The sequence below is a fragment of the Stenotrophomonas sp. SI-NJAU-1 genome, assembly GCF_020883215.1.
Lineage (GTDB): Bacteria > Pseudomonadota > Gammaproteobacteria > Xanthomonadales > Xanthomonadaceae > Stenotrophomonas > Stenotrophomonas indicatrix.
In genome coordinates, this window is the sequence record NZ_CP086598.1 from 2,296,017 (window position 1) to 2,315,889 (window position 19,873).

Here is a 19,873-nt window from a genome sequence, read left to right on the forward strand (position 1 = left end):
CGAGGGTCCATGCCCCACTCCCTCGCCCGCCCGCAGCGATGGCGCCGTCACGGCCGCAAGCTGCTGCCGTACCTGCTGGGCCTGTATCTGCTGTACCTGTTGGCGGGCAATGTTTTCCTCAATACGCCGCTGTTCGATCAGGTCACCAATCGCAAACCGCACAAGTTCGTGATGACCACTGGCCCGGCGTTCACGCTGCTGCCGGGGCATGTCATCGCCTGGAATGTGCAGATGCGCGGCCACGTCAATCACACGGTGTATGTGCTGCGCGCGGACCGCGCCAGTGCACGCTTGGCATTGCTGCCGCTGTTCCAGCGCGAGGTGCGCGTGCCGTCGCTGCACGCGACCGGGGTGGCCGCCGAGATCGCGCGCGTGGAGGAGGCCATTCCCTCACCACCGCGCGGCGATCGCGGCTGGACGTTGCGGTTCGATGCCATTCATAGCGAAACCATCCGCAGCGTCCGCGTGGGCAAGCTGCTGATCGTTGGCCAGGGCAGCGGCACGGTCGGTTTCGTGAAGCAGCTGCGTGGTGGCCCTTCCGAACTGCTGGACTCGGAGGTGGCGTTCGCTGATGCCGACGTCAGCCTTGACGGCACCCAGCTGCTCGGCGACATGCAGTTGAAGACGCAGTTCTCCTACCCACGGCATTACCGCGACCAGGCACCCGGGCTGGCAAAGCTGGGGCTGCTGCATGCCGTGCTGGAGGTGCAGGCACGCAGCCAGGGCCTGCGCCTGGATACGGACACGCAACGTCCTTCCATTGCCAGCGCCGCAGTGCCGGGGCAGCTGCAGGCCTCGATCACCCTGGACCAGGGCGCGCTTCAGCCCGGCAGCCATGCGGTGTGGCGCGTTCCCCTGCAGATGGGAGCTGGCGCCCCCGACCGCGGAACGCTGGCAGTGCAGCTGGATACCGCCCGCGACATCCGCCTGCAGGCGCGGTTGCCGCAGCGCGAGGGCACAGGCGCTGCGCTGGACGCGGATCTGACCATCACCGGGCGGCACATTCCATTCGCCGAACCCAGCGAGATGCTGGGCCGTACCTCCGGAACGGTCAAGGGCGAATGGACCTTCACCTCGCTCAACTGGATTCCCGCACTGTTCGTGCAGAAACCCTGGTTCCAGCTGCAGGGCGGTGGCGTGCTGCGCGCCGACCTGCGCCTGCAGAACGGCGAGCTGGCCGCTGGCAGCAGCGTCGACATTCCTGCAGCGCGGGCGGTGGCCGAAGTGGCCGGCGTGCACATGCAGGGAACGGCCAGCGCCCATGGCCAACTGCAGGCCGGGACGCCGACGCACGCCGTACTGGCAGTGAAGCTTCCCACGTTCAATGCGCGTGCAGGCGGCGCCAAGGGTGCCACGCTGTTCGATGGGCGCGACCTGGCACTGACGCTCACCGGTGACGGTCGCCTGCGCGAGCTGCACAAGGGCGTACGCGCGCAGCTGCGCTTCGATGACGCAAGCATTCCAGACCTCACCGCCTACAACCGCTACCTGGGCAACGGCCAGGTGCGGCTGCTGGGAGGCGCTGGCCAGGTGAGCGGCGACGTTGAACTGGATACCCAGGGCCGGGTTGGCAATGGCAGTGTCCGCCTGCGCAGCCAACGCGCACGCCTGCAGGTGGCCGGGCTTGGCCTGCAGGGCGACGCCCGCGTTGATGGCAGGCTGCGGCGTGGCGATTTCAGCCAGCGCCGCTTCGATCTGGGCGGTAGCGTGATCGAGCTGCGCAACGTGCAGGTGGGTGAGCAGCAGCGTTCACAGCCGTGGTGGGGCCGGGTCACCATCGCCCGCGGTGACATCGATGCGCAGTCACCCTTCCAGGTGGACGCACGCGCGGATCTTGCCATGCGCGACGCGGGCCCGCTGCTGGCGCTGTTTGCCGAGCGCAGCGATTACCCGCGCTGGGCATTGTCGCTGCTCGACTCCGGCCAGGTGGATGCGCATACCCGCCTGCGCTGGCGCGCCGGGCATCTGGTACTGGATGGACTGCAGGCTGAGAACGAGCGCCTTTCGCTGCGTGCGCGGCTGGATCTGCTGGACCAGCGCAAGCGTGGCGACCTCTACCTTCGCTGGGGCCTGCTGGGTGCCGGCATCGAGCTGGATGGGCAGCGCCGGCAGTGGCACCTGGCCGGCGCGCGGGAATGGTTTGACGGTCGGCCCGCTCTGCTGCCGGCCCCGGCACAGGCTGGCGTCGGCGGAACGGCCGACTGAGCCGCAGGTTGCATCCAGTTGCGACGCCTTTACGTACAACGCACTACCGCAGTTGGCGATAGTGCAGGAGGAAAGACACCGTGAATGTCCGCAGGCAAGCAGTTGGCCTTCTGGGCTGGGCCATCGTCACTTTTCTGGCGGCCGCACTGGGCGCGCGTGCCTCGATCTCGGCAGCGGATTTCTACGCCAGCCTGGCGCTGCCGGCATGGGCACCGCCTGGCAGCGTGTTCGGTCCGGTGTGGACGGTGCTGTACGCATTGATGGCGCTGGCGGCGTGGCTGGTATGGCGCCAGGGCGGATGGCGCGCGGCCGCGCCTGCGCTGGCACTCTATCTGCTGCAGCTGGCCCTCAACGTGCTGTGGAGCTGGCTGTTCTTCGGCTGGAAACAGGGGGCGTTGGCGTTCGCTGACATCGCACTGTTGCTGGCGCTGATCGTGGCCACGATCGTCGCCTTCCATCGCGTGCGTCCGGCGGCGGCATGGCTGCTGCTGCCTTACCTGGCATGGGTGACGTTCGCCTGCGCGCTCAACTACGCAGTGTGGCAGGCCAATCCGGCCGTGCTTTAGCCGGGCAATGCCTGAGGGCCTTGCGCTGCGGGCCGCCACTGGCGCAGCGCGCTGCCCCTGAAGGCCTGCTCACCGCAGCCGGTCGGGCAGCGCAGTACACGCGCGGCAGACGTGCTGACAAGCCCATCGCCCTCCTGCGCCTTGAATACGACCTCGCAGCACAGGCAACGCGCCACCAGCGAATACAGATGGACGATGCGGCCGCTGCCGGGATCCTGCAGTGCATTGACATCCAGCAGGTCGAAACGGCCGTTTTCAGGCGCTGGGCGCGATGGGCGAAGCAGGGAAGACGATGGCTGCAGGTTCACGTCGATGCGTCACAGAAGGATGAGCGACGACTGTAGTAGGCGCGATGTGCAGCAGATGTGCACCGCACCCATCAGGTTGCAGCAGCGCCACCCAGCCGATTGATCTGCGCACATTCCAGCACCGGCGGCGGCTCCGGCATCGTCGCCAGCACGATCATCGCGCGGCCGATGGCTTCGTTGCTGGTCACCAGTGAGGGCAGGACGCGGCCCGCCGCCGCCATCAGGGGACCGCCAAAGCGATACAGCGGCTTCAACGCCGCATGACGGGTGCCGGTCCCCGCCACCGGGCGCACCCCGGCGGGACGCAGCATGACGGTGCGCACCGCGAGCTGCGCCAACGCGGCCTCGGTCTCGCCCTTGATGCGCAGGGGCATGATCCGGCTGTGGGGATTGGCATGGGCGCCGGAGACATAGAGGAACCGGCCGTCCGGATTCGCCTCGGCCCATGCTGCAGCCACGGCAAGGGTGGCATCGAGCGTCACCTTCCGATACTCGTCCTCGGCGGTGCCGACCGGCGGTGCTCCGGCACAATAGAAACACGCATCGAATCCGGCCAGCTGCGGGCCCAAACCACGGGCATGCTGGAAATCGGCCAGCACGATCTGCTCGATACGCGCGTCAAGGGGGGCCTTGCCGCGGACCAGGGCGGCGGTGCGCGCCACCTGCGGCGAAGCGAGGCAGGCACGGGCAACACCCTGCCCGACCAGTCCGGTCGCGCCGGTCAGCAGAATCCGCAGCGGGCGTGTTTCGTACATGCGTTGACCTTGAGGAAGCCTAGAGTTTCACGAAGCGCTGGATCCGGCGGGCCAGCCAACCACTGAATACCAGCGGCGCATCCAGCGCGGAAACGCAGATGCACGGTACGCCCGGCGCCGTTACCGGCTGGTGCTCGACGTCCTCGTCCAGGTCCGCAACATCGCCGGGCGCGAAAAGCCCCAGCGCATCATTGTAGGAACCCCGCAGGATCTGTGTCAGTTCGCTGCGTCCATGGCTGTGCATCGGCAGGCATTTGCCCGGCGCGATCTTCAGCATGATCAGCGACGGCATCTGCTCGGCACGGATGCAATGCACTCCCGGCGCCATCCAGCGCCAGTGCAGCCGGCCCAGCGAATCGCCGAAGTACGGATGCAGCGACGTCGGCAGATGATCCGGATCCGCCTCGGGGCGTTCGCGCGGCATCGACCGTAGCGGGCCTGGCACCGCGTCGGTCTGGACCTCGACGAGCTGCGCAAGCATCGCTTCGCGCAGGCCCGCCCGCCGCGCCTCGTCCGCCACGGGCTGGGTCTGCTCCAGCAGTGCGGCTCCGATGGCCTCCGCTTCGCGCAGCCGCTGGCGGCAGTGCGGGCACTGCTCCAGATGGGTGCCGGCGACGATGCTCAACGGTGCCGGCAGAGCACCGGCGGCGTAGCTCATCAGCGTCGACTCATGCAGGTGGTGGTGCGGATTCATGGTGCACCCCCGACCTTGGACTGCAACTGCAGGAACGCTCGTCGCAGGTGTGATTTGACCGTGCCCAGCGGCATCCCAAGCGCCTGCGCGATCTCGCTGTGGCTCTTGGCCTCGAAGTAGGACATGCGAACCAGACGCGCCTGCGTGGCCGGCAGTTCATTGATGCGCTGGCGCAGGCGGGCATGGTCGGCAAACTGCTCGGCGCTGCTGCGCTCGCCGACGTAGGCGGCAGCGGCGTCTTCCACCGCTTCCTGCACCTGCATCCAGCTGCGTTCGCGGCGCACGCGGTCGATGTGCAGGTTGCGGCCGATGCGATACAACCAGGTGCTCAGCGCACCTTGGGCAGGATCGAACTCGGCCGCGCGCAGCCACAGGCGCAGCAGGCATTCCTGGGCCAGCTCCTCGGCAACCGCTGCGGGTGCGCCAAGGCCACGCAGATAAATGCACAGGCGCGGCATGAAATGGTCGTAGATGCGCATGAAGCAGTCACGATCGCGCAGCCGGGCGACGCCATCCATCTCGCCGTTCCAGTTCGTTGGCTCGTTGCTGGGCTGCTGTGAACTGGACACGATCCGCGCGGTGTCGAAGGGATGGGAGGGACTGGCGGGAGGACGGTACATCGGCGGGGGCTGCCGTTGGGTGAAGAGGAGTCCTTCCCTCTACGCACGGTGGCGCCTGTTGGATGCACCCGGGATGGGTGCCAACGTGCATCCAGCCGGCGCCGTCGCGCGTACAGGCCCGCAAGCCTCCCATGGATCGCCCCGATGCGTCTTGCCTGGTTGCTGCTCTGCATGCCCTGCGCCGCTTCGGCCGCCCCTCTTCTGCGTTCGGAGGGCGTGGCCACCCTGGCCAACGGAGTCATTGCCTACCGCGAAGTGCATTGGCAGCGCGGCGCCGGCGATGGCAGCGAACGCTGGGTGGAATACCTTTGCCCTGCGGGCCAACCTTTCGCCCGCAAGCGGATGCCCGCCGCCACCCGGCCGCAGATGCGGGGCTATGTGCTGCAGGACGCCCGCAGCGGCCAAGCGGCCGATGTGAGGGTCGACCCCGGCGTGGTCCGGGTCGACTGGAAGGAGGACACGTCCACGCCTTCCCGAACCAGGCAGCTGCCGCTGCCGGCCGATGCCGTGATCGATGCCGGCTTCGATGCCGCCGTGCGGGCCCACTGGCGCGCGCTGCAGGGTGGAGCACCGGTCAGCCTGCCCTTCCTGGTGCCCGGCCGGCAACGCTTCTACCCCGTGCAGGTGCAGTACCAGGGCCAGGTGCGCTGGCAGGGGCTTTCCGCCCATGCGGTGAACGTCCGCCTTGATACCTGGTTCGGCGCGGTGGCCCCACGTCTGTCGCTGGTCTACGCCGATGCCGATCGCCGCCTGCTGGAGTTCCGTGGTACCAGCAACCTGCGCGATGCACGTGGCGATTATCCGCAGGTGACCGTGCGCTTCGCCGCGCCCGCAAGCGAGCAGCCGGAGCAGCGCTGGCGCACTGAGCTGCAGCGACCACTGGTGGCGAGCTGCGGTGTTACGGCCAGGTGAACATGCAGCCGGTTGCAATCCACTGCATCCAACCTGCACTGCAACGCGTAGAGGTAGGCAATCGACTCCCTCGGGCTTCCGTCCATGGCATCCGCAGCGCCCCGACTCCGCAGACGTTCGCGCCTGTTGCGCACCTTCCAGCGCTGGTTCGACACCGATGCCGGAAGCGAAGCGCCGATCGACGGCAGCCAGGGCGACCGCATCGACTGGCTGCGCGCCCTGCCCTTCGCGTTGCTGCACGTGGCCTGCCTCGGGGTGATCTGGGTGGGCGTATCCTGGACAGCGGTTGCCGTCGCCGTGTTCCTGTACGCGATCAGGATGTTCGCCATCACCGCGTTCTATCACCGCTACTTCTCGCACCGGACGTTCGAGGCATCGCGCACCGTGCAGTTCGTGTTCGCGGTCATCGGCGCCGCCAGCGTGCAGCGTGGCCCCCTCTGGTGGGCAGCGCACCACCGCCACCACCACCGCCACGCCGATCAACCGCAGGACCCGCATTCCCCGCGCCAGGGCGGGTTCTGGCGCAGCCATATGGGTTGGTTCCTCACCCGTAGCGCCTTTGCCACCGATCTGCAGCGCATTCCCGATCTGGTCCGCTACCCCGAGCTGCGCTGGCTGGATCGGTTCGACACCGTGGTTCCGGTGCTGCTGGCCGCTGCGCTGTATGGTGTGGGTGCGGTGCTCGAGCGTGTGGCGCCGGGCCTGCATACCTCCGGCCCGCAGCTGCTGGTCTGGGGCTTCTTCATCTCCACCGTGGTGTTGTTCCACGCCACGGTCACCATCAATTCGCTGGCGCACCGATTCGGCCGGCGCCGCTTCGAGACCCGTGATGACAGCCGCAACAACCTCTGGCTGGCGCTGCTGACCTTCGGCGAAGGCTGGCACAACAACCATCACTTCTTTCCCGGCACCGCCCGCCAGGGCTTCCGCTGGTGGGAGATCGACATCAGCTGGTATGGCCTGCGCGCAATGGCTGCGCTGGGCCTGGTGAAGGGCCTCAAGCCGATCCCGGCCTGGGTACTGGCCAAGGCGAGGCACTGACATGCGTATCGCGGTCATCGGTTCCGGCATCGCGGGTCTGGCCAGCGCGTGGTGGCTGGACGGCGAGCATGACGTCACCCTGTTCGAGGCCAACGACTATCTGGGCGGCCACACCCACACCCACAAGGTGACAGTGGACGGCCGCAGGATGGCGGTCGACACCGGGTTCATCGTCTTCAATCCGCAGCATTACCCGCTGCTGTCGGCGTTGTTCGACGAGCTTGGCGTGGACTCGCAGCCCACCACGATGAGTTTCTCGATGCACAGCGAGCGCAGCGGCGTGGAGTACAACGCCACATCGCTCGATGGCCTGTTCTGCCAGCGCCGCAACCTGCTCTCACCGCGTTTCTGGGGAATGCTGGCCGACCTGCGGCGCTTCTATCGCGACGCGCCCCTGCTGCTGGGCGAGGAGCACGGCCCCACGCTGGGCCAGTACCTGCACAGCCAGCGCTATGGCGAAGCGTTCGTGCAGGAGCATCTGCTGCCGATGGCCTCGGCGTTGTGGTCCTCGCCGACCGCGCAGGTGCTGGACTTCCCGGCGCGTTACCTGGTGCAGTTCATGGCCAACCACCAGATGCTGCAGATGACCGGGCGCGCGCCCTGGCGCGTGGTCAAGGGCGGCTCGGCGCGCTACGTGGACGCCCTGCGTGCGCGCTGGCGGGTGCATGAGCGGCTGGAATGCCCGGTGCATGCGGTCGAGCGCATGCCCTGGGGCGCACGCGTACACACCGCAACCGGCATTGAAGGCTTCGATGAAGTGATCCTGGCCTGCCATAGCGACCAGGCCCTTGCCCTGCTGGCCGACGCCGATCCGATCGAGCATGCGGTGCTCGGCGCGATCCGCTACCAGCCCAACGAGGCCGTGCTGCACACCGACGCCTCCCTGCTGCCCGCCAACCGCAAGGCGTGGGCGGCCTGGAACGCGCATGTACCGCGCGACCCCACCGCACCCTGCACGGTCAGCTACTGCATGAACCTGTTGCAGGGGCTGCCCGGTGAGAAGCCGCTGGTGGTGACCCTCAACCGCAGCGAGGCCATCGATCCGGCCAAGGTGCTGCGCCGTCTGCATTACGCGCATCCGGTGCATGATCCGGCTGCGGTGGACGCGCAGCGGCGCTGGGCCGAACTGCAGGGCCGGCGGCATACCTGGTTTGCGGGTGCGTACTGGGGCTGGGGCTTCCATGAAGATGGAATCCGCAGTGCCCGCCGCGTTGTGGATGCACTGCAGATGCGCGACGCCGGCGCGCCGCCTCCCCTGCAGGTGGAGGTGGCTGCATGAGCGCCAGCGCCCTCTACTTCGGGCAGGTGGTGCACCGCCGGCACCATCCGCATCCGCATGCCTTCCGCTACCCCATCGCGCAGCTGCTGCTGGACCTGGACGAGTTGGACCAGGTATTTGCCGGGCGCTGGCTGTGGTCGGTCGGGCGCCGCAACCTGGCAGAGTTCCGCCGCAGCGACTATCTCGGCGATCCCAAGACATCGCTTGCAGACGCCGTGCGTGACCATGCCGCGACCGTGCTGGGGCGGCGCCCGGACGGCCCGGTGCGGCTGTTGGCGCACCTGCGCTTCGGTGGCCACGTGTTCAATCCGGTCAGCTTCTATTACTGCTACCGGGCCGATGGCAGCACCCTGGACTGCATCGTCGCCGACATCACCAACACACCGTGGAAGGAACGGCACGCCTATGTGCTGCCTGTTGAAAGTGCACAGCCACAGGGGCGCGCCCTGCGCTGGCAGTTCGACAAAGCCTTCCACGTTTCCCCCTTCATGCCGATGGATTGCCGCTACGACTGGCGCTTCACCGCGCCCGGCGATGATCTGCGCGTACATATGCAGGTCTGGCGCGACGGTGTCCGACAGTTCGATGCCACCCAAGCCCTGCAGCGACGCCCGCTCGATGGCCGCGGCCTGGCCCGGGTACTGGCGTTCTACCCGTTGATGACCGTGCAGGTGGTAGCCGCCATCCACTGGCAGGCACTGCGCCTGTGGCTGAAGCGCAATCCCGTGCATGACCACCCCGCTCTTGCCGAGAAACCGCGATGAACGAGCTGAATCCTTCCGTTGCCCTGCCCCGCCCCGGCGCGGTGGACGTATTCCTGCGCCGGAGGCTGCTGGCGGTACTGGCGCCGCTGCGCGAAGGCGGGCTGCGGGTACGCGACCCCTTGGGCGAGGTCATCCTCGGTGATCGTGCGGGCGCACTGCAGGCCACGGTGACCATCAGCGATATGGCGTTCTACCGCAAGGTGGCCGCGCAGGGCAGCGTCGGCGCGGGTGAGAGCTACATCCACGGCGATTGGCGCTGCGATGACCTGGTGGCCCTGGTGCGGCTGCTGGTACGCAACCGCGACCTGCTGGATGGCATGGAACGCGGGCCGGCGCGGATCGGTGGCTGGCTGCTGCGCGGCTGGAACCGCCTGCGGCGCAACAGCCGCGAAGGCAGTCGCCGCAACATCGCCGCTCACTACGATCTGGGCAATGACTTCTTCGCGCTGTTCCTGTCGCCGGACCTGATGTACTCCTCGGCAGTGTTCAGCGGTGCCGACGACTCGCTGGAAACCGCCTCGCGCCGCAAGCTGGACCGCATCTGCCAGCAGCTGCAGCTGCAACCCGGTGATCGCGTCGTCGAGATCGGTACCGGCTGGGGCGGGTTCGCCCTGCATGCCGCCCAGCACTACGGCTGCCATGTGACCACCACCACCATCTCCGCCGAACAGCACGCGCTTGCCGCCCAGCGCGTGGCCGAGGCGGGCCTGCAGGAGCGCGTGACCCTGCTGATGCAGGACTACCGGGATCTGCAGGGCCAGTTCGACAAGCTGGTGTCGATCGAGATGATCGAGGCCATCGGTGCCGAGTATCTGGACACCTACATGGCCACCCTGCAGCGGCTGCTGAAGCCCGATGGTGTGGCCCTGCTGCAGGCCATCACCATCGAGGACCAGCGCTACGAGCAGGCGCGTCGCAGCGTGGACTACATCAAGCGCTTCGTGTTTCCCGGCAGCTTCATTCCCTCGATCAACGCCATCCTGGCCGCCAAGACCCGGGCCTGCGACCTGCAGCTGATCGCCCAGCAGGATTTCGGCCACTCCTATGCCCTCACCCTGCGCGCCTGGCGGCAGCGCTTCCTGGCGCAGTTGCCGGCGGTACGTGCGCAGGGTTTCGATGACCGCTTCTGCAGGCTGTGGGAGTTCTATCTGGCCTACTGCGAGGGTGGCTTCCTGGAGCGCTCGATCGGCGTGTCCCATCTGCTGCTGGCACGGCCGGGCTACCGTCCCGAAACGGACGTCCATGGCCAACGGGACGGCTGACATGCGCCGCACCTGGGTCAACGTGATCGGCAACCAGCTGGTATGGCTGTGCGCCGTTGCCGGTGCCGGCCGCGGCTGGCAATGGCCGGCCCTGCTGTCGGCCACGCTGTATGTAGGCAGCCAGTTGCTTGCCTCACCTCGGCCACGCCTGGAGCTGCGCCTGCTGTTGCTCGCGCTGGGGTGTGCCTGGCTGGTGGATGGCAGCGCTGCAGCCAGCGGTGCTGTGCAGTACGCCGCCGCACCGCTTGGATGGGTGCCGCCACCGTGGATTTTCGCGCTGTGGGCGGCCTTTGCGATGACGCTGACGGCGTCGATGGCGTTCCTGCAGCGGCACTGGCTGCTGCCGGTGGCCCTGGGCCTGCTGGCGCCGCTGGCGTATCTGTCCGCGGCGCGGGGTTTCCAGGCCGTACATTTCACCGCCCCGGCCTGGCTGGGCGTGGCAACGCTGGCGCTGGGCTGGTGCGTGGCGCTGTCGCTGCTGTGCGCCGTCGCCCGTCGCGGAACGCCCAGCAATCGTGACACCCCATTGATCGGAGCCGCCTGATGAACATTCTGTGGTGGGTACTGCTGTACGCCGTGCTGATCATGGCCTGGGGCTGGGCCTGGCAGCGCAGGCACCGCAACATCGGCATCGTCGATGTGCTGTGGGCAAAGGGCGTGGCGGCAGGCGCGCTGCTGCTTGCATGGCTGGGCGATGGCGCGCTGCAGCCACGCATCGCACTGGCGGTACTGGGTGGCCTGTGGGGAAGTCGTCTCGCCCTGCATCTATGGCGCCGCGTACGCAGCGAGGAAGAAGACGGTCGCTACCGCTATCTGCGCGAACACTGGCGCGGCCACCAGGGCAGGATCTTCGGCTTCTTCATGGCACAGGCGCTGCTGGTGGTGCTGTTTGCGCTGCCGTTCACGGCCGTGGCCGGCAATCCCCACAGCGACATGCCTGGCTGGATCGCAGCGGCGGTCGTCGTGTGGCTGCTCAGCGTGGGCGGCGAAGCACTGGCCGACCGTCAACTGGCGCGCTTCCGTGCCGACCCGGCGAACAGAGGCCGGACCTGCCGCCAAGGACTGTGGCGGTACACGCGCCATCCCAATTACTTCTTCGAGTGGCTGCACTGGTTCACCTATGTACTGCTGGCAGCCGGCTCGCCCTTGTGGTGGCTGGCCTGGTCCGGGCCGGTGCTGATGTATGTGTTCCTGCGCTACCTCAGTGGCGTTCCCTTCACCGAGAAACAGGCGCTGCGCAGTCGAGGCGATGACTATCGCGACTACCAGCGCAGCACCCCCATGTTCTTCCCCTGGTTTCCGCGCAGCCCCAAGGAGTGATCCCGATGAACAGCACCCCGTCCCTCGCTCCGGTTGTCGATACCGAAGCCGGCCTTACCGGCTGGGCCGAGCGTGGCTGGCTGCCCGATGCGGCGCTGCGCGCGGGCATACGCCGCCTGTGTGCGCAACGCCTGGCCGAGGAGTCGAGCGGCAGCATGGAGGAGCAGGCGCAGCGCTTCAGCCGCCGTATCGCCGAGCTCGCTGGCAGCCCACTGGCACTGCACGTGGATGCGGCCAACCGCCAACATTACGAAGTGCCTGCCGCCTTCTTCCAGGGCTGCCTGGGGCGTCGCCTGAAGTACAGCAGCTGCTACTACCGCACCGGCCGCGAGACGCTGGACCAGGCCGAGGATGCGATGCTGGAGCTGTACGGGCAGCGCGCCGGATTGGCCGACGGCCAGGGCATTCTTGAGCTGGGCTGCGGCTGGGGCTCGCTGACGCTGTGGATGGCCGAGCGCTACCCGAACGCGCGCATCACCGCGGTGTCCAACTCGCACAGCCAACGCAGCCATATCCTGGCGCAGTGCGAGGCGCGCGGGTTCGGCAACGTCGAGGTACTCACCCGGGACGTCAACCAGCTGGAGCTGCCTGCCGCTGCATTTGATCGCTGCGTGTCGGTGGAGATGTTCGAGCATGTCCGCAACTACGACCGCCTGCTGGGCCGCATTGCCCGCTGGCTGAAGCCGGACGGTGCGCTGTTCGTGCACATTTTCGCCCATCGCACGCTGATGTATCCGTTCGAGACCGAGGGCGACGACAACTGGATGGGCCGGCATTTCTTCACCGGCGGCCTGATGCCGGCAGCGGACACGCTGCTGCACTTCCAGCGCGACCTGGTGCTGGACCAGCGCTGGCTGCTGGACGGCACGCACTACCAGCGCACGGCCAACCATTGGCTGGCCAACCAGGATGCCGCCCGTGAACAGCTGCTGCCGGTGCTGGCACAGACCTATGGCGACGAAGCGGCGGCACGCATCTGGTGGCAGCGCTGGCGCATGTTCTGGATGGCCTGCGCCGAATTGTTCGGCTACGACGACGGCCAGCAATGGCTGGTCGCCCACTACCTGTTCCGCCCGCGTTGAAGGAGACCGCCCTCATGCGTATCGCATCGCTGTTCCCGCTGCTGGCCGTTGCCCTGTTCGGCGCAGGCTGCAGCAGCCACGACACCCGCCCCATCCCGCTGCCTCCGAAGGTGGACGTGCCGCGCTTCATGGGCGACTGGTACGTCATCGCCCATATTCCGTCCCGGCCCGAGCGCGAGGCCTTCGACGCGGTGGAAAGCTACGCGCTGCAGGCCGATGGCCGCATCCAGACCACTTTCACCTATCGCAAGGGCAGCTTCCAGTCGCCACAGAAGTCGATGCACCCGGTGGGCCGTGTGGAAAAACACGGCAATGGTGCGGTCTGGGGAATGCAGTTCATCTGGCCCATCCAGGCCGAATACCTGATTGCCTGGCTGGATGAGGGCTACACCCAGACCATCGTGGCTCGCAGCAAGCGTGACTACGTGTGGTACATGGCGCGCACGCCGCAGGTGAGCGAGGCGGACTACCAGCAGGCGGTCGCCCGCATCAAGGCAATGGGCTACGACACCGGCAAGCTGCGCCGTGTGCCGCAGTCGGTGCGCTGAGCCCGCGCGAGGTGATGTTGCAGAACAGAAAGTCGCAAGCGCCGAATCGGGCCGTTGCCCCATGAATGGGGGAGTATGGGGCTGCCCGGCCTTTCACGGATTATCAATCCTGCTTTATGTGATTAATATCACTTAAAGACATTTACTCCCATGCAATAAAGGCGGCGAAGATTCACCGGCCTCCGGCCACAGGGAGCGTGCCATGCAGGATGTCGCGCCGCATCAGTGCAAGGTTGTATCCGAACGGAAATGGTCGCTCAGCACGTTCATGGAGTTCTATGAGCGCGTACTGAGCCAGCGCATTTTCGGTCCCTACGGAAAGCTGCTGGCCGAGGAGATCGCTGGCGACATCCGGGCCGGTTTCAACGCGTCCGACGTCCTGGAGGTCGCCTGCGGCACCGGGGTCATCACCGCAAACCTTTACCAGCACCTGAGCAGGCCGCTCGGCCTACGGCTGGTCGCCACCGATCTGTCGGCGATCGCCGTGAACGTGGCACGCAGCGTGCTGAGCGATGAGGTGCAGCGCAACGTGCCCCTCCTTGCCGATGTGGACATGGCGGAGCTGCCCTTCGCCGACGCCAGCTTCGACGTCATCGTCTGCGGGTTCGGCCTGATGTTCCCGCCGGACAAGGCGCGCGTCGCCCGTGAGTTCAGGCGTGTGCTCCGCCCTGGCGGACGGGTCTACGCCACGGCATTCCACTACAACCAGCTGTTCGAGCTGGCCCGCGAGCAGTCACGGCAGCACTTCGGCATGCCCTCGCGGCTGATGGATGCAGCCCTGAGCCTGACCGACCCGTCGCCCATCACACGCGCGTTCGCGATCGAAGGACTTTCCCCGCGCGAGGGCGAGATGGCTGAACTGCGGCCCCTCGCGTTTGCCATGGGCGACGCCGATGTGCGCGAGTTCCTGTTCAACGCCTGCATCCTTCTGGAGGAGTTCAACCAGTGCGACGCCCCCAGCAGGGAGCGCTATCTGGACGCGATGCTGGACGCCGTGCATGCAGCAGTGCCAGACCGGCGTTACCAGGTGGAAGCCTGGTTGTTGCGCGGCTGTGTCGATGCTGCACACACCCCTGCGCAGGCCGCCCTCCGGGCGCCGGATTTCTCACCCCTGCTGGCGTTCCACCTGCCGCTGCAGCAGGATGCGCGCGCGATGCGCGGCTTCGAAAGCGCTCGTGCACAGTTCCTCGCAGACCACCCCGATTATCCCCATGATCAGGTCGAGGCCATGCGCCAGCAGGAATATGCGCGGCTGGATGAGCAACAGGTGACCTATCTGGATCACGTGGGCGGAACATTGCCACCCGACAGCCTGCTTGAGCAGGATTACCAGGCACTCAAGCGGACGATTCTCGGCAATCCGCACAGCGGATCGAAAGCATCCCAGGACGCACTTCATGGGGCGTGTGAGCAGATCCACGCCTTCTTCGGAACCACGCCGGAGGAGTACGAGATACTGTTCACCGCCAATGCCAGCAGCGCAATCCGGTTGGTGGCCGAGTCATTCCCGTTCCAGGCCGGGTCGCAGGCACTGCTGACCAAGGACAATCACACCTCGGTACACGGCTTGCGCGAGTACGCCACGGCGAAGGGCGCACAGGTGAAGTACATTCCGCTGGATGACGAGCTGCTGTTGCATGAAGGGCTGATGTGGCGCGCGTTGCAGCGGCTGCAGCCCGGCGCGCCGCATCTGCTCGCCTTTCCCGCGCAATCCAATGCGACCGGCGCCCGGCACGATCTGGCCTGGATCGAGCGGGCCCAGGCGCATGGCGCTACGGTGCTGTGTGACGCGGCGGCCCTGGTGCCGCAATACCGGCTTGACTGCTCCCGTCATCATCCCGATTTCGTGGTGGCGTCGTTCTACAAGATCTTCGGTTACCCCACCGGCGCCGGTTGCCTGCTCGCCCGGCGGGCCGCACTTGACCTGCTGAAACCGCCGTCGTTTGCCGGTGGTGGCGTGTGCTACTACTCCGGGCCATGGTCACCCACCGATCGCCTGCTGTACCGCGATGCGGGCCAGCGATTCGAAGTCGGCACGCCCAACTACGCCGCCTTCCCGGCCATCGCCAGAGGCTTCGAATTCGTGGCCGCGCTGGGCGGAGTGGAAGCGGTCGCGTTGCGCTCGCGTGCGTTGGCCGAGTGGCTGCAGGCGCAGCTGTCATCGCTTCGCCACCACATCGGCGGCGCGTTGCCGCTGTGCCAGATCTATGGTCCGCCGGCTGCGCAGCGGGGCGCGACGCTGATGCTGAACTTCTTCGACTGCTATGGCTCCATCCTGCCGCACGCCCGCATCAAGCGCGCCGCAGACCGGTTCGGCATCACCCTGCGCAATGGCTGCTTCTGCAACCTGGGCGCCGTCCAGCAGGCGACCTACGCTACCGCAGGCGCCGAGCACTGTGAACTGGACAAGACCGGGAAGATTCTCGACTGCACCACATTCGACGAGAAGATCCTGGAGAAGGGTGATTGCGGTGCGGTCAGGATTTCGTTCGGGCTGGGATCGAATTTCACCGATGCGTATCGCTTCCTGCTGTTCGCCACCTGCCTGCTGGACACAGATGCTTCAGGCCTGGAATGTGTGATGGAGCAATCATCGGCACCGGCTCCGGAACCCCGGGTTGCCAGCACTGTGCAGGCTTGAGTCGCTGCGGGGCCGTGCCCAGGCCGGACTGTCGCATTGCGGCGATGGCTCCGGAACGGGTGCCGCTGATCGGCCCAGGCCTGATCAACCGCACCCTGGCCTGTGACGCGAGATGAATGGGGGTCCACCCGGCGGCTAGCCGCATGCAGCCTGCCTCCTCTATAGTCAGCCGAGCACGACAGGCGTGGTGCCTGTCCGGCAACTACAGGGAGTGGGTCATGGGTCTGGTACAAGCGGTGAAGGGTGCAGTCGGCGGTGTGCTGGCCGACCAGTGGAAGGACTTCTACACCGTGCCGACCGGCCTGCCGTCCACGGCAGCCCTGTTCGCGGCGGTGCCGCAGGGCACCAATGCCGGGCGCGGTTCGAACACCAGCGGCTCCTCCAACATCATCAGCAACGGTTCGAAGATCGTCGTACCCGAGGGCTACGGCCTGCTGCTGTTGCAGGATGGCGCGATCACTGCCTTCGTGGCCGAGCCGGGTGGCTACGAGTGGCGTTCGGACGATCTGAACTCGCAGTCGATCTTCGCCGGCGACGGCCTGGTCAGCACCTTCATCAAGCAGAGCTGGGAGCGCTTCAAGTTCGGCGGCCAGCCGGGCTCGCAGCAGGCCGCCTTCTTTGTTTCGCTGAAGGAACTGCCGGACAACCGGTTCGGCACCCAGTCGGAAATCTACTGGGACGACGGTTTCCTCAACACCCAGGTCGGCGCGGTCACCCGTGGTTCGTACACGCTGAAGATCGTCGACCCGATCCTGTTCGTGAAGAACTTCGTTCCGGCCAGCTACCTGCGGCCGGGCCAGGTGTTCGACTTCACCGACCTGGACAATGCTGCTGCCAGCCAGCTGTTCAATGAAGTGGTGGGTTCGCTGGCACCGGCGTTCAGCCTGTACACCAACGATCCGGGCAAGGGCAACCGCATCACCAAGCTGCAGCAGGATTCGCTGGGCTTTGCGCAGAGCCTGTCGGCCGCCGTCGAACAGGGCTACCAGTGGAAGTCCGATCGTGGCCTGGCCATCGTCAAGACCGCCATCGTCTCGATCGAGTACGACGCCAACACCCGCGAGCTGCTGAAGACCGTGCAGCGCGCCGATGCGCTGTCCGGCTCGCGTGGCAATTCCAACCTGCAGGCCAGTGTCGCCCAGGGCATCCAGTCCGCCGGTGAGAACGGCGGTGCCGCCGGGCTTGTCGGCGTCGGCATGGCATCGGGCATGTTCGGCGCGGGCAACCTGCAGCAGCCGGCAACCCCGGCCGCCCCTGCCGCCGACGACCCGGTGGCCAAGCTGAAGAAGGCCAAGGAAATGCTCGACCTGGGCCTGATCACCCAGACCGACTACGACGCGCTGAAGGCCAAGGCGCTGGGACTGTAAGAAGACGCAGGACGCGCAACCGCCATGTCCGATCCCAGAAACACGCCTCCGCCGCTGCCCGGTTCCGCTTCAGCACCCCCGCCCCTGCCGGCGGCGGTGCTGGACGGCCCCGGTTCGCCGCAGGATGTTCCTCCCCTGCCCGGCAGCTTCCCGCTGGATACTTCCAAGCTGCCTGAGGCCATCCGCAACGAAGTCGAGGCGCCCGACCCGGTCGCCATCGACACCGCTGCGGCCGAACTGAAAGACGGCCTCAACCGCTGCCCCAAGTGCGGCGCCACCGACATACGGCCCAAGCTGGGCACCGACATCCTGGTCTGCCTGTACTGCCGTCACCAATGGCATGGCGCGCGGGTGGAGGAGGAATTCGGGCTGGGCGAAGCCATCGACCAGCTGCGTGGCACCGTCATCGCATCGGGCGCACGCGATATCGATGCCGACACCTCGGCACTGATGACCTTCAAGTGCACCGGTTGCGGCGCCGAAGTCACGGTCAACACCGAAAGCACGATGACAGCGCGCTGCCACTGGTGCCGGCATGTGTTCGGCGTGAACGAACAGATCGCCAACGGCGCGGTGCCCGACGCCGTGCTGCCGTTCCATATCAAGAAGGAGGATGCGGTCGCGCGCATCCGCCAGTTCGTCGACAAGCGCCGGATGTTCGCGCTCAAGGCGTTCAAGGAACAGTTCACCCCGGAGAACGTGGTGGGCGTGTACCTGCCCTACATGATCGTCGACGGCAATGTCAGCGCAGCGGTGGCTGGCAAGGGTGAGATCAAGACCCGCGAGTACACCCGTGGCACCGAGAAGAACAAGCAGACCTACTACGACGCGGATGTCTACCAGGTGGAACGCCAGGTCGATTTCACCGTGGACGACCTGCCGCTGGAATCCTCTGCCGAGCGCGGCAACCTGGACACGCGCGCCAACACCAACAACATCATCAACACGATTCTGCCGTTCGACACCAAGAACGCGGTGAAGTGGAACGCATCGTACCTGGCCGGGTTCACTTCGGAAAAGCGCAACCTGGACGTCGAAAAGCTGCGGCCGCGCCTGGAAGACCAGCTGCTGTCGATCGCCCGCGCGCAGGTGGAAGGCACGGTGCGCCGTTACGACCGTGGCGTGCGCTGGGAACAGGAGCAACTGGAAGTGCACGGCACCCGCTGGGTGGCCATGTACCTGCCGGTGTGGCTGTACTCGTACCACCAGCCCGGCAGGAACGGCGGCATGCTGCACTACATCGCGGTGAACGGCCGGACCGGTGAAACCATGGGCAGCGTGCCGGTGCAGCAGTGGAAGATGCTGCTGGCGGCGCTGACCGCAGGTACGATCATCGAAGCCCTCGCAATTGCCTTCCTGGTGGCCAGCACATGAGTGATGACAGTGGTCTTTGGTTGTTGGCCGCAGGCCCGGCCGGCGCAACTGCGCTGTACTGGGCGCTGTACCGCTTCTACCGCAATACCGACAAATCGCATTCGTTCGAGCACGAGACCGAGATCGATGCCAAGCCGGTGACCGGCTCGGATCGCCGGGTCGATTCGATCTCGGGCACGCAGGAAAAGCGGATCCGCGGCGACAACGTGTATGAGTATCGAAAGCGGGTGGCGCGGGTGAGCAGCGGAGACGATTGAACGCTCCGCCAGCGCTTCGGGGCTGGGACCATCCCAGCCTTCGAAGCAGACCGGAACGTCAGGTGGCCGTACGTCCCGATGCCCATGGATTCAGTCCGGCGCCACCTCTCCGTTGATCTGCTGCATCACTGAGCGCTTGTCGTCACCGGCAGGCATCGCCCGCACCAGGTTGCGCAGCAGCCGCAGGTCCTGCTGCCGGCCAAGCTCGTCGCTGAGCCGATGCAGCGCCTTGTAACGATGCCCCGGGGCATGCAGCGACCTGCTGTGCGGCACGTGCAGCTGCAGGTCGCAGGCGATATCCAGTTGCATGCGCAGCCTGCGCACGCGTCGTCGCCAGCGGTGGACCGCCGCGGCACCGCCGTCGCGTTTCGCCCGTGCGGCAGCCTTGTCCACGCGGCGCCAGCTACGCTCGAGATTCTGGCGCAGCGGGCCACGCCGCAGCTGATGCCAGGGTTGCACCGCCAACTGCTGCTGCACCGCTGCCAGGACACGCAGGCGGCGTGCAAACCCCGGGTCACGCTGCAGGGTCGCCTGCAGCAGCCCCTCACGACGCAGGACCAGCATCCGGATGACGCCGCTCCATCGAGGATCGGCAACCCGCTCCTGCAGTTGCCGGGCGACCTCGACCACCACATGCGCATCACGGAGGCGGGACAGGCCATCACCCAGGCGCTTCAATCCCAGGTCGGCAGCCTCGACGTCCAGCGCTGCGTGCTGCAGCAGCGCCAACAGGGACCGCAATCGGCGGATGGCCTTGCGCGCGGAATGGATGGCCGGGTGCGGGTCGGATGCCGACGATAGCGCCGCAGCGATCGCGGCACACTCATGCAGCGCTCTCTGGCGAAAGGCCTCGCCGGCTTCTGCTGCGGACATCGATG

At 66.8% G+C, this 19,873-nt stretch carries 20 protein-coding genes; 15 read left to right on the forward strand and 5 right to left on the reverse strand.

Translation table 11 applies throughout. The annotated features are described in order from the left end of the window. The first annotated feature begins 9 nt into the window (after positions 1-9). Both LMF57_RS10570 and LMF57_RS10575 read left to right on the forward strand, forming a co-directional pair. A complete protein-coding gene (locus LMF57_RS10570) occupies positions 10-2,205 on the forward strand; it encodes a hypothetical protein (RefSeq protein WP_229289816.1) in 2,196 nt (731 codons plus the stop codon). A gap of 80 nt (positions 2,206-2,285) precedes the next feature. Continuing rightward, the gene (locus tag LMF57_RS10575; protein ID WP_208082989.1) at positions 2,286-2,771 is read left to right on the forward strand and encodes a TspO/MBR family protein; all 486 of its coding nucleotides are present in this window, start codon (positions 2,286-2,288) and stop codon (positions 2,769-2,771) included. Here LMF57_RS10575 and LMF57_RS10580 read toward each other — a convergent pair. The 4 genes from LMF57_RS10580 to LMF57_RS10595 form a co-directional block, all read right to left on the reverse strand. Then, positions 2,768-3,079, reverse strand: a complete 312-nt coding sequence (locus tag LMF57_RS10580) for a hypothetical protein (RefSeq protein ID WP_032974675.1) — start codon at positions 3,077-3,079, stop codon at positions 2,768-2,770. The genes LMF57_RS10575 and LMF57_RS10580 overlap by 4 nt on opposite strands. A gap of 71 nt (positions 3,080-3,150) precedes the next feature. Next, positions 3,151-3,834 carry an NAD(P)H-binding protein gene (locus LMF57_RS10585; protein ID WP_229289817.1) on the reverse strand — a complete coding sequence of 228 codons (684 nt, stop codon included), beginning with the start codon at positions 3,832-3,834 and terminating at the stop codon, positions 3,151-3,153. 19 nt (positions 3,835-3,853) lie between these two features. Then, positions 3,854-4,528 (reverse strand): ChrR family anti-sigma-E factor, encoded by a 675-nt coding sequence (locus tag LMF57_RS10590; RefSeq protein WP_229289818.1) that lies wholly within the window; start codon positions 4,526-4,528, stop codon positions 3,854-3,856. Continuing rightward, positions 4,525-5,148: a sigma-70 family RNA polymerase sigma factor gene (locus tag LMF57_RS10595; RefSeq protein ID WP_229289819.1), complete on the reverse strand. Its 624-nt coding sequence runs from the start codon at positions 5,146-5,148 to the stop codon at positions 4,525-4,527. Before LMF57_RS10595 ends, LMF57_RS10590 begins: the two co-directional genes overlap by 4 nt. Positions 5,149-5,292: 144 nt before the next feature. Here LMF57_RS10595 and LMF57_RS10600 point away from each other — a divergent pair, with 144 nt between their 5' ends. The 13 genes from LMF57_RS10600 to LMF57_RS10660 all read left to right on the forward strand — a co-directional run bounded on the left by LMF57_RS10600 (position 5,293) and on the right by LMF57_RS10660 (position 18,995). Beyond that, on the forward strand, positions 5,293-6,060 hold the full coding sequence (locus tag LMF57_RS10600; RefSeq protein WP_208082992.1) for a hypothetical protein: 768 nt from the start codon (positions 5,293-5,295) through the stop codon (positions 6,058-6,060). Positions 6,061-6,144: 84 nt separating this feature from the next. Next, positions 6,145-7,101: an acyl-CoA desaturase gene (locus LMF57_RS10605; RefSeq protein WP_208082993.1), complete on the forward strand. Its 957-nt coding sequence runs from the start codon at positions 6,145-6,147 to the stop codon at positions 7,099-7,101. A 1-nt stretch (position 7,102) separates the two neighbouring features. Next, complete coding sequence (locus LMF57_RS10610) at positions 7,103-8,380, forward strand: FAD-dependent oxidoreductase (RefSeq protein ID WP_208082994.1); 1,278 nt, start codon at positions 7,103-7,105, stop codon at positions 8,378-8,380. Beyond that, complete coding sequence (locus LMF57_RS10615; protein WP_229289820.1) at positions 8,377-9,144, forward strand: DUF1365 domain-containing protein; 768 nt, start codon at positions 8,377-8,379, stop codon at positions 9,142-9,144. Before LMF57_RS10610 ends, LMF57_RS10615 begins: the two co-directional genes overlap by 4 nt. Continuing rightward, positions 9,141-10,406, forward strand: coding sequence for a cyclopropane-fatty-acyl-phospholipid synthase family protein (locus LMF57_RS10620; RefSeq protein WP_208082996.1), 1,266 nt, complete (start codon positions 9,141-9,143; stop codon positions 10,404-10,406). Before LMF57_RS10615 ends, LMF57_RS10620 begins: the two co-directional genes overlap by 4 nt. 1 nt (position 10,407) lies before the next feature. Beyond that, the gene (locus LMF57_RS10625) at positions 10,408-10,950 is read left to right on the forward strand and encodes a DUF2878 domain-containing protein (RefSeq protein ID WP_117311913.1); all 543 of its coding nucleotides are present in this window, start codon (positions 10,408-10,410) and stop codon (positions 10,948-10,950) included. After that, on the forward strand, positions 10,947-11,726 hold the full coding sequence (locus LMF57_RS10630; RefSeq protein WP_117310492.1) for a DUF1295 domain-containing protein: 780 nt from the start codon (positions 10,947-10,949) through the stop codon (positions 11,724-11,726). Before LMF57_RS10625 ends, LMF57_RS10630 begins: the two co-directional genes overlap by 4 nt. 5 nt (positions 11,727-11,731) lie before the next feature. Further along, positions 11,732-12,808 (forward strand): class I SAM-dependent methyltransferase, encoded by a 1,077-nt coding sequence (locus LMF57_RS10635; RefSeq protein WP_229289821.1) that lies wholly within the window; start codon positions 11,732-11,734, stop codon positions 12,806-12,808. Between the two features lie 14 nt (positions 12,809-12,822). After that, positions 12,823-13,356, forward strand: coding sequence for a lipocalin family protein (locus tag LMF57_RS10640; protein ID WP_033831173.1), 534 nt, complete (start codon positions 12,823-12,825; stop codon positions 13,354-13,356). A gap of 202 nt (positions 13,357-13,558) precedes the next feature. After that, the gene (locus LMF57_RS10645) at positions 13,559-15,997 is read left to right on the forward strand and encodes an aminotransferase class V-fold PLP-dependent enzyme (protein WP_229289822.1); all 2,439 of its coding nucleotides are present in this window, start codon (positions 13,559-13,561) and stop codon (positions 15,995-15,997) included. Between the two features lie 218 nt (positions 15,998-16,215). Beyond that, positions 16,216-17,364 (forward strand): SPFH domain-containing protein, encoded by a 1,149-nt coding sequence (locus LMF57_RS10650; RefSeq protein ID WP_100436355.1) that lies wholly within the window; start codon positions 16,216-16,218, stop codon positions 17,362-17,364. A 24-nt stretch (positions 17,365-17,388) separates the two neighbouring features. Next, entirely contained in the window at positions 17,389-18,738 is a 1,350-nt protein-coding gene (locus tag LMF57_RS10655; RefSeq protein ID WP_132825011.1) for a TFIIB-type zinc ribbon-containing protein, read from the forward strand. Beyond that, positions 18,735-18,995 (forward strand): hypothetical protein, encoded by a 261-nt coding sequence (locus tag LMF57_RS10660; RefSeq protein ID WP_025874461.1) that lies wholly within the window; start codon positions 18,735-18,737, stop codon positions 18,993-18,995. The genes LMF57_RS10655 and LMF57_RS10660 overlap by 4 nt, the downstream gene beginning before the upstream one ends. A gap of 90 nt (positions 18,996-19,085) precedes the next feature. Here LMF57_RS10660 and LMF57_RS10665 read toward each other — a convergent pair whose 3' ends face one another. Continuing rightward, entirely contained in the window at positions 19,086-19,868 is a 783-nt protein-coding gene (locus LMF57_RS10665) for a CHAD domain-containing protein (protein ID WP_208083000.1), read from the reverse strand. Positions 19,869-19,873 lie beyond the last annotated feature (5 nt).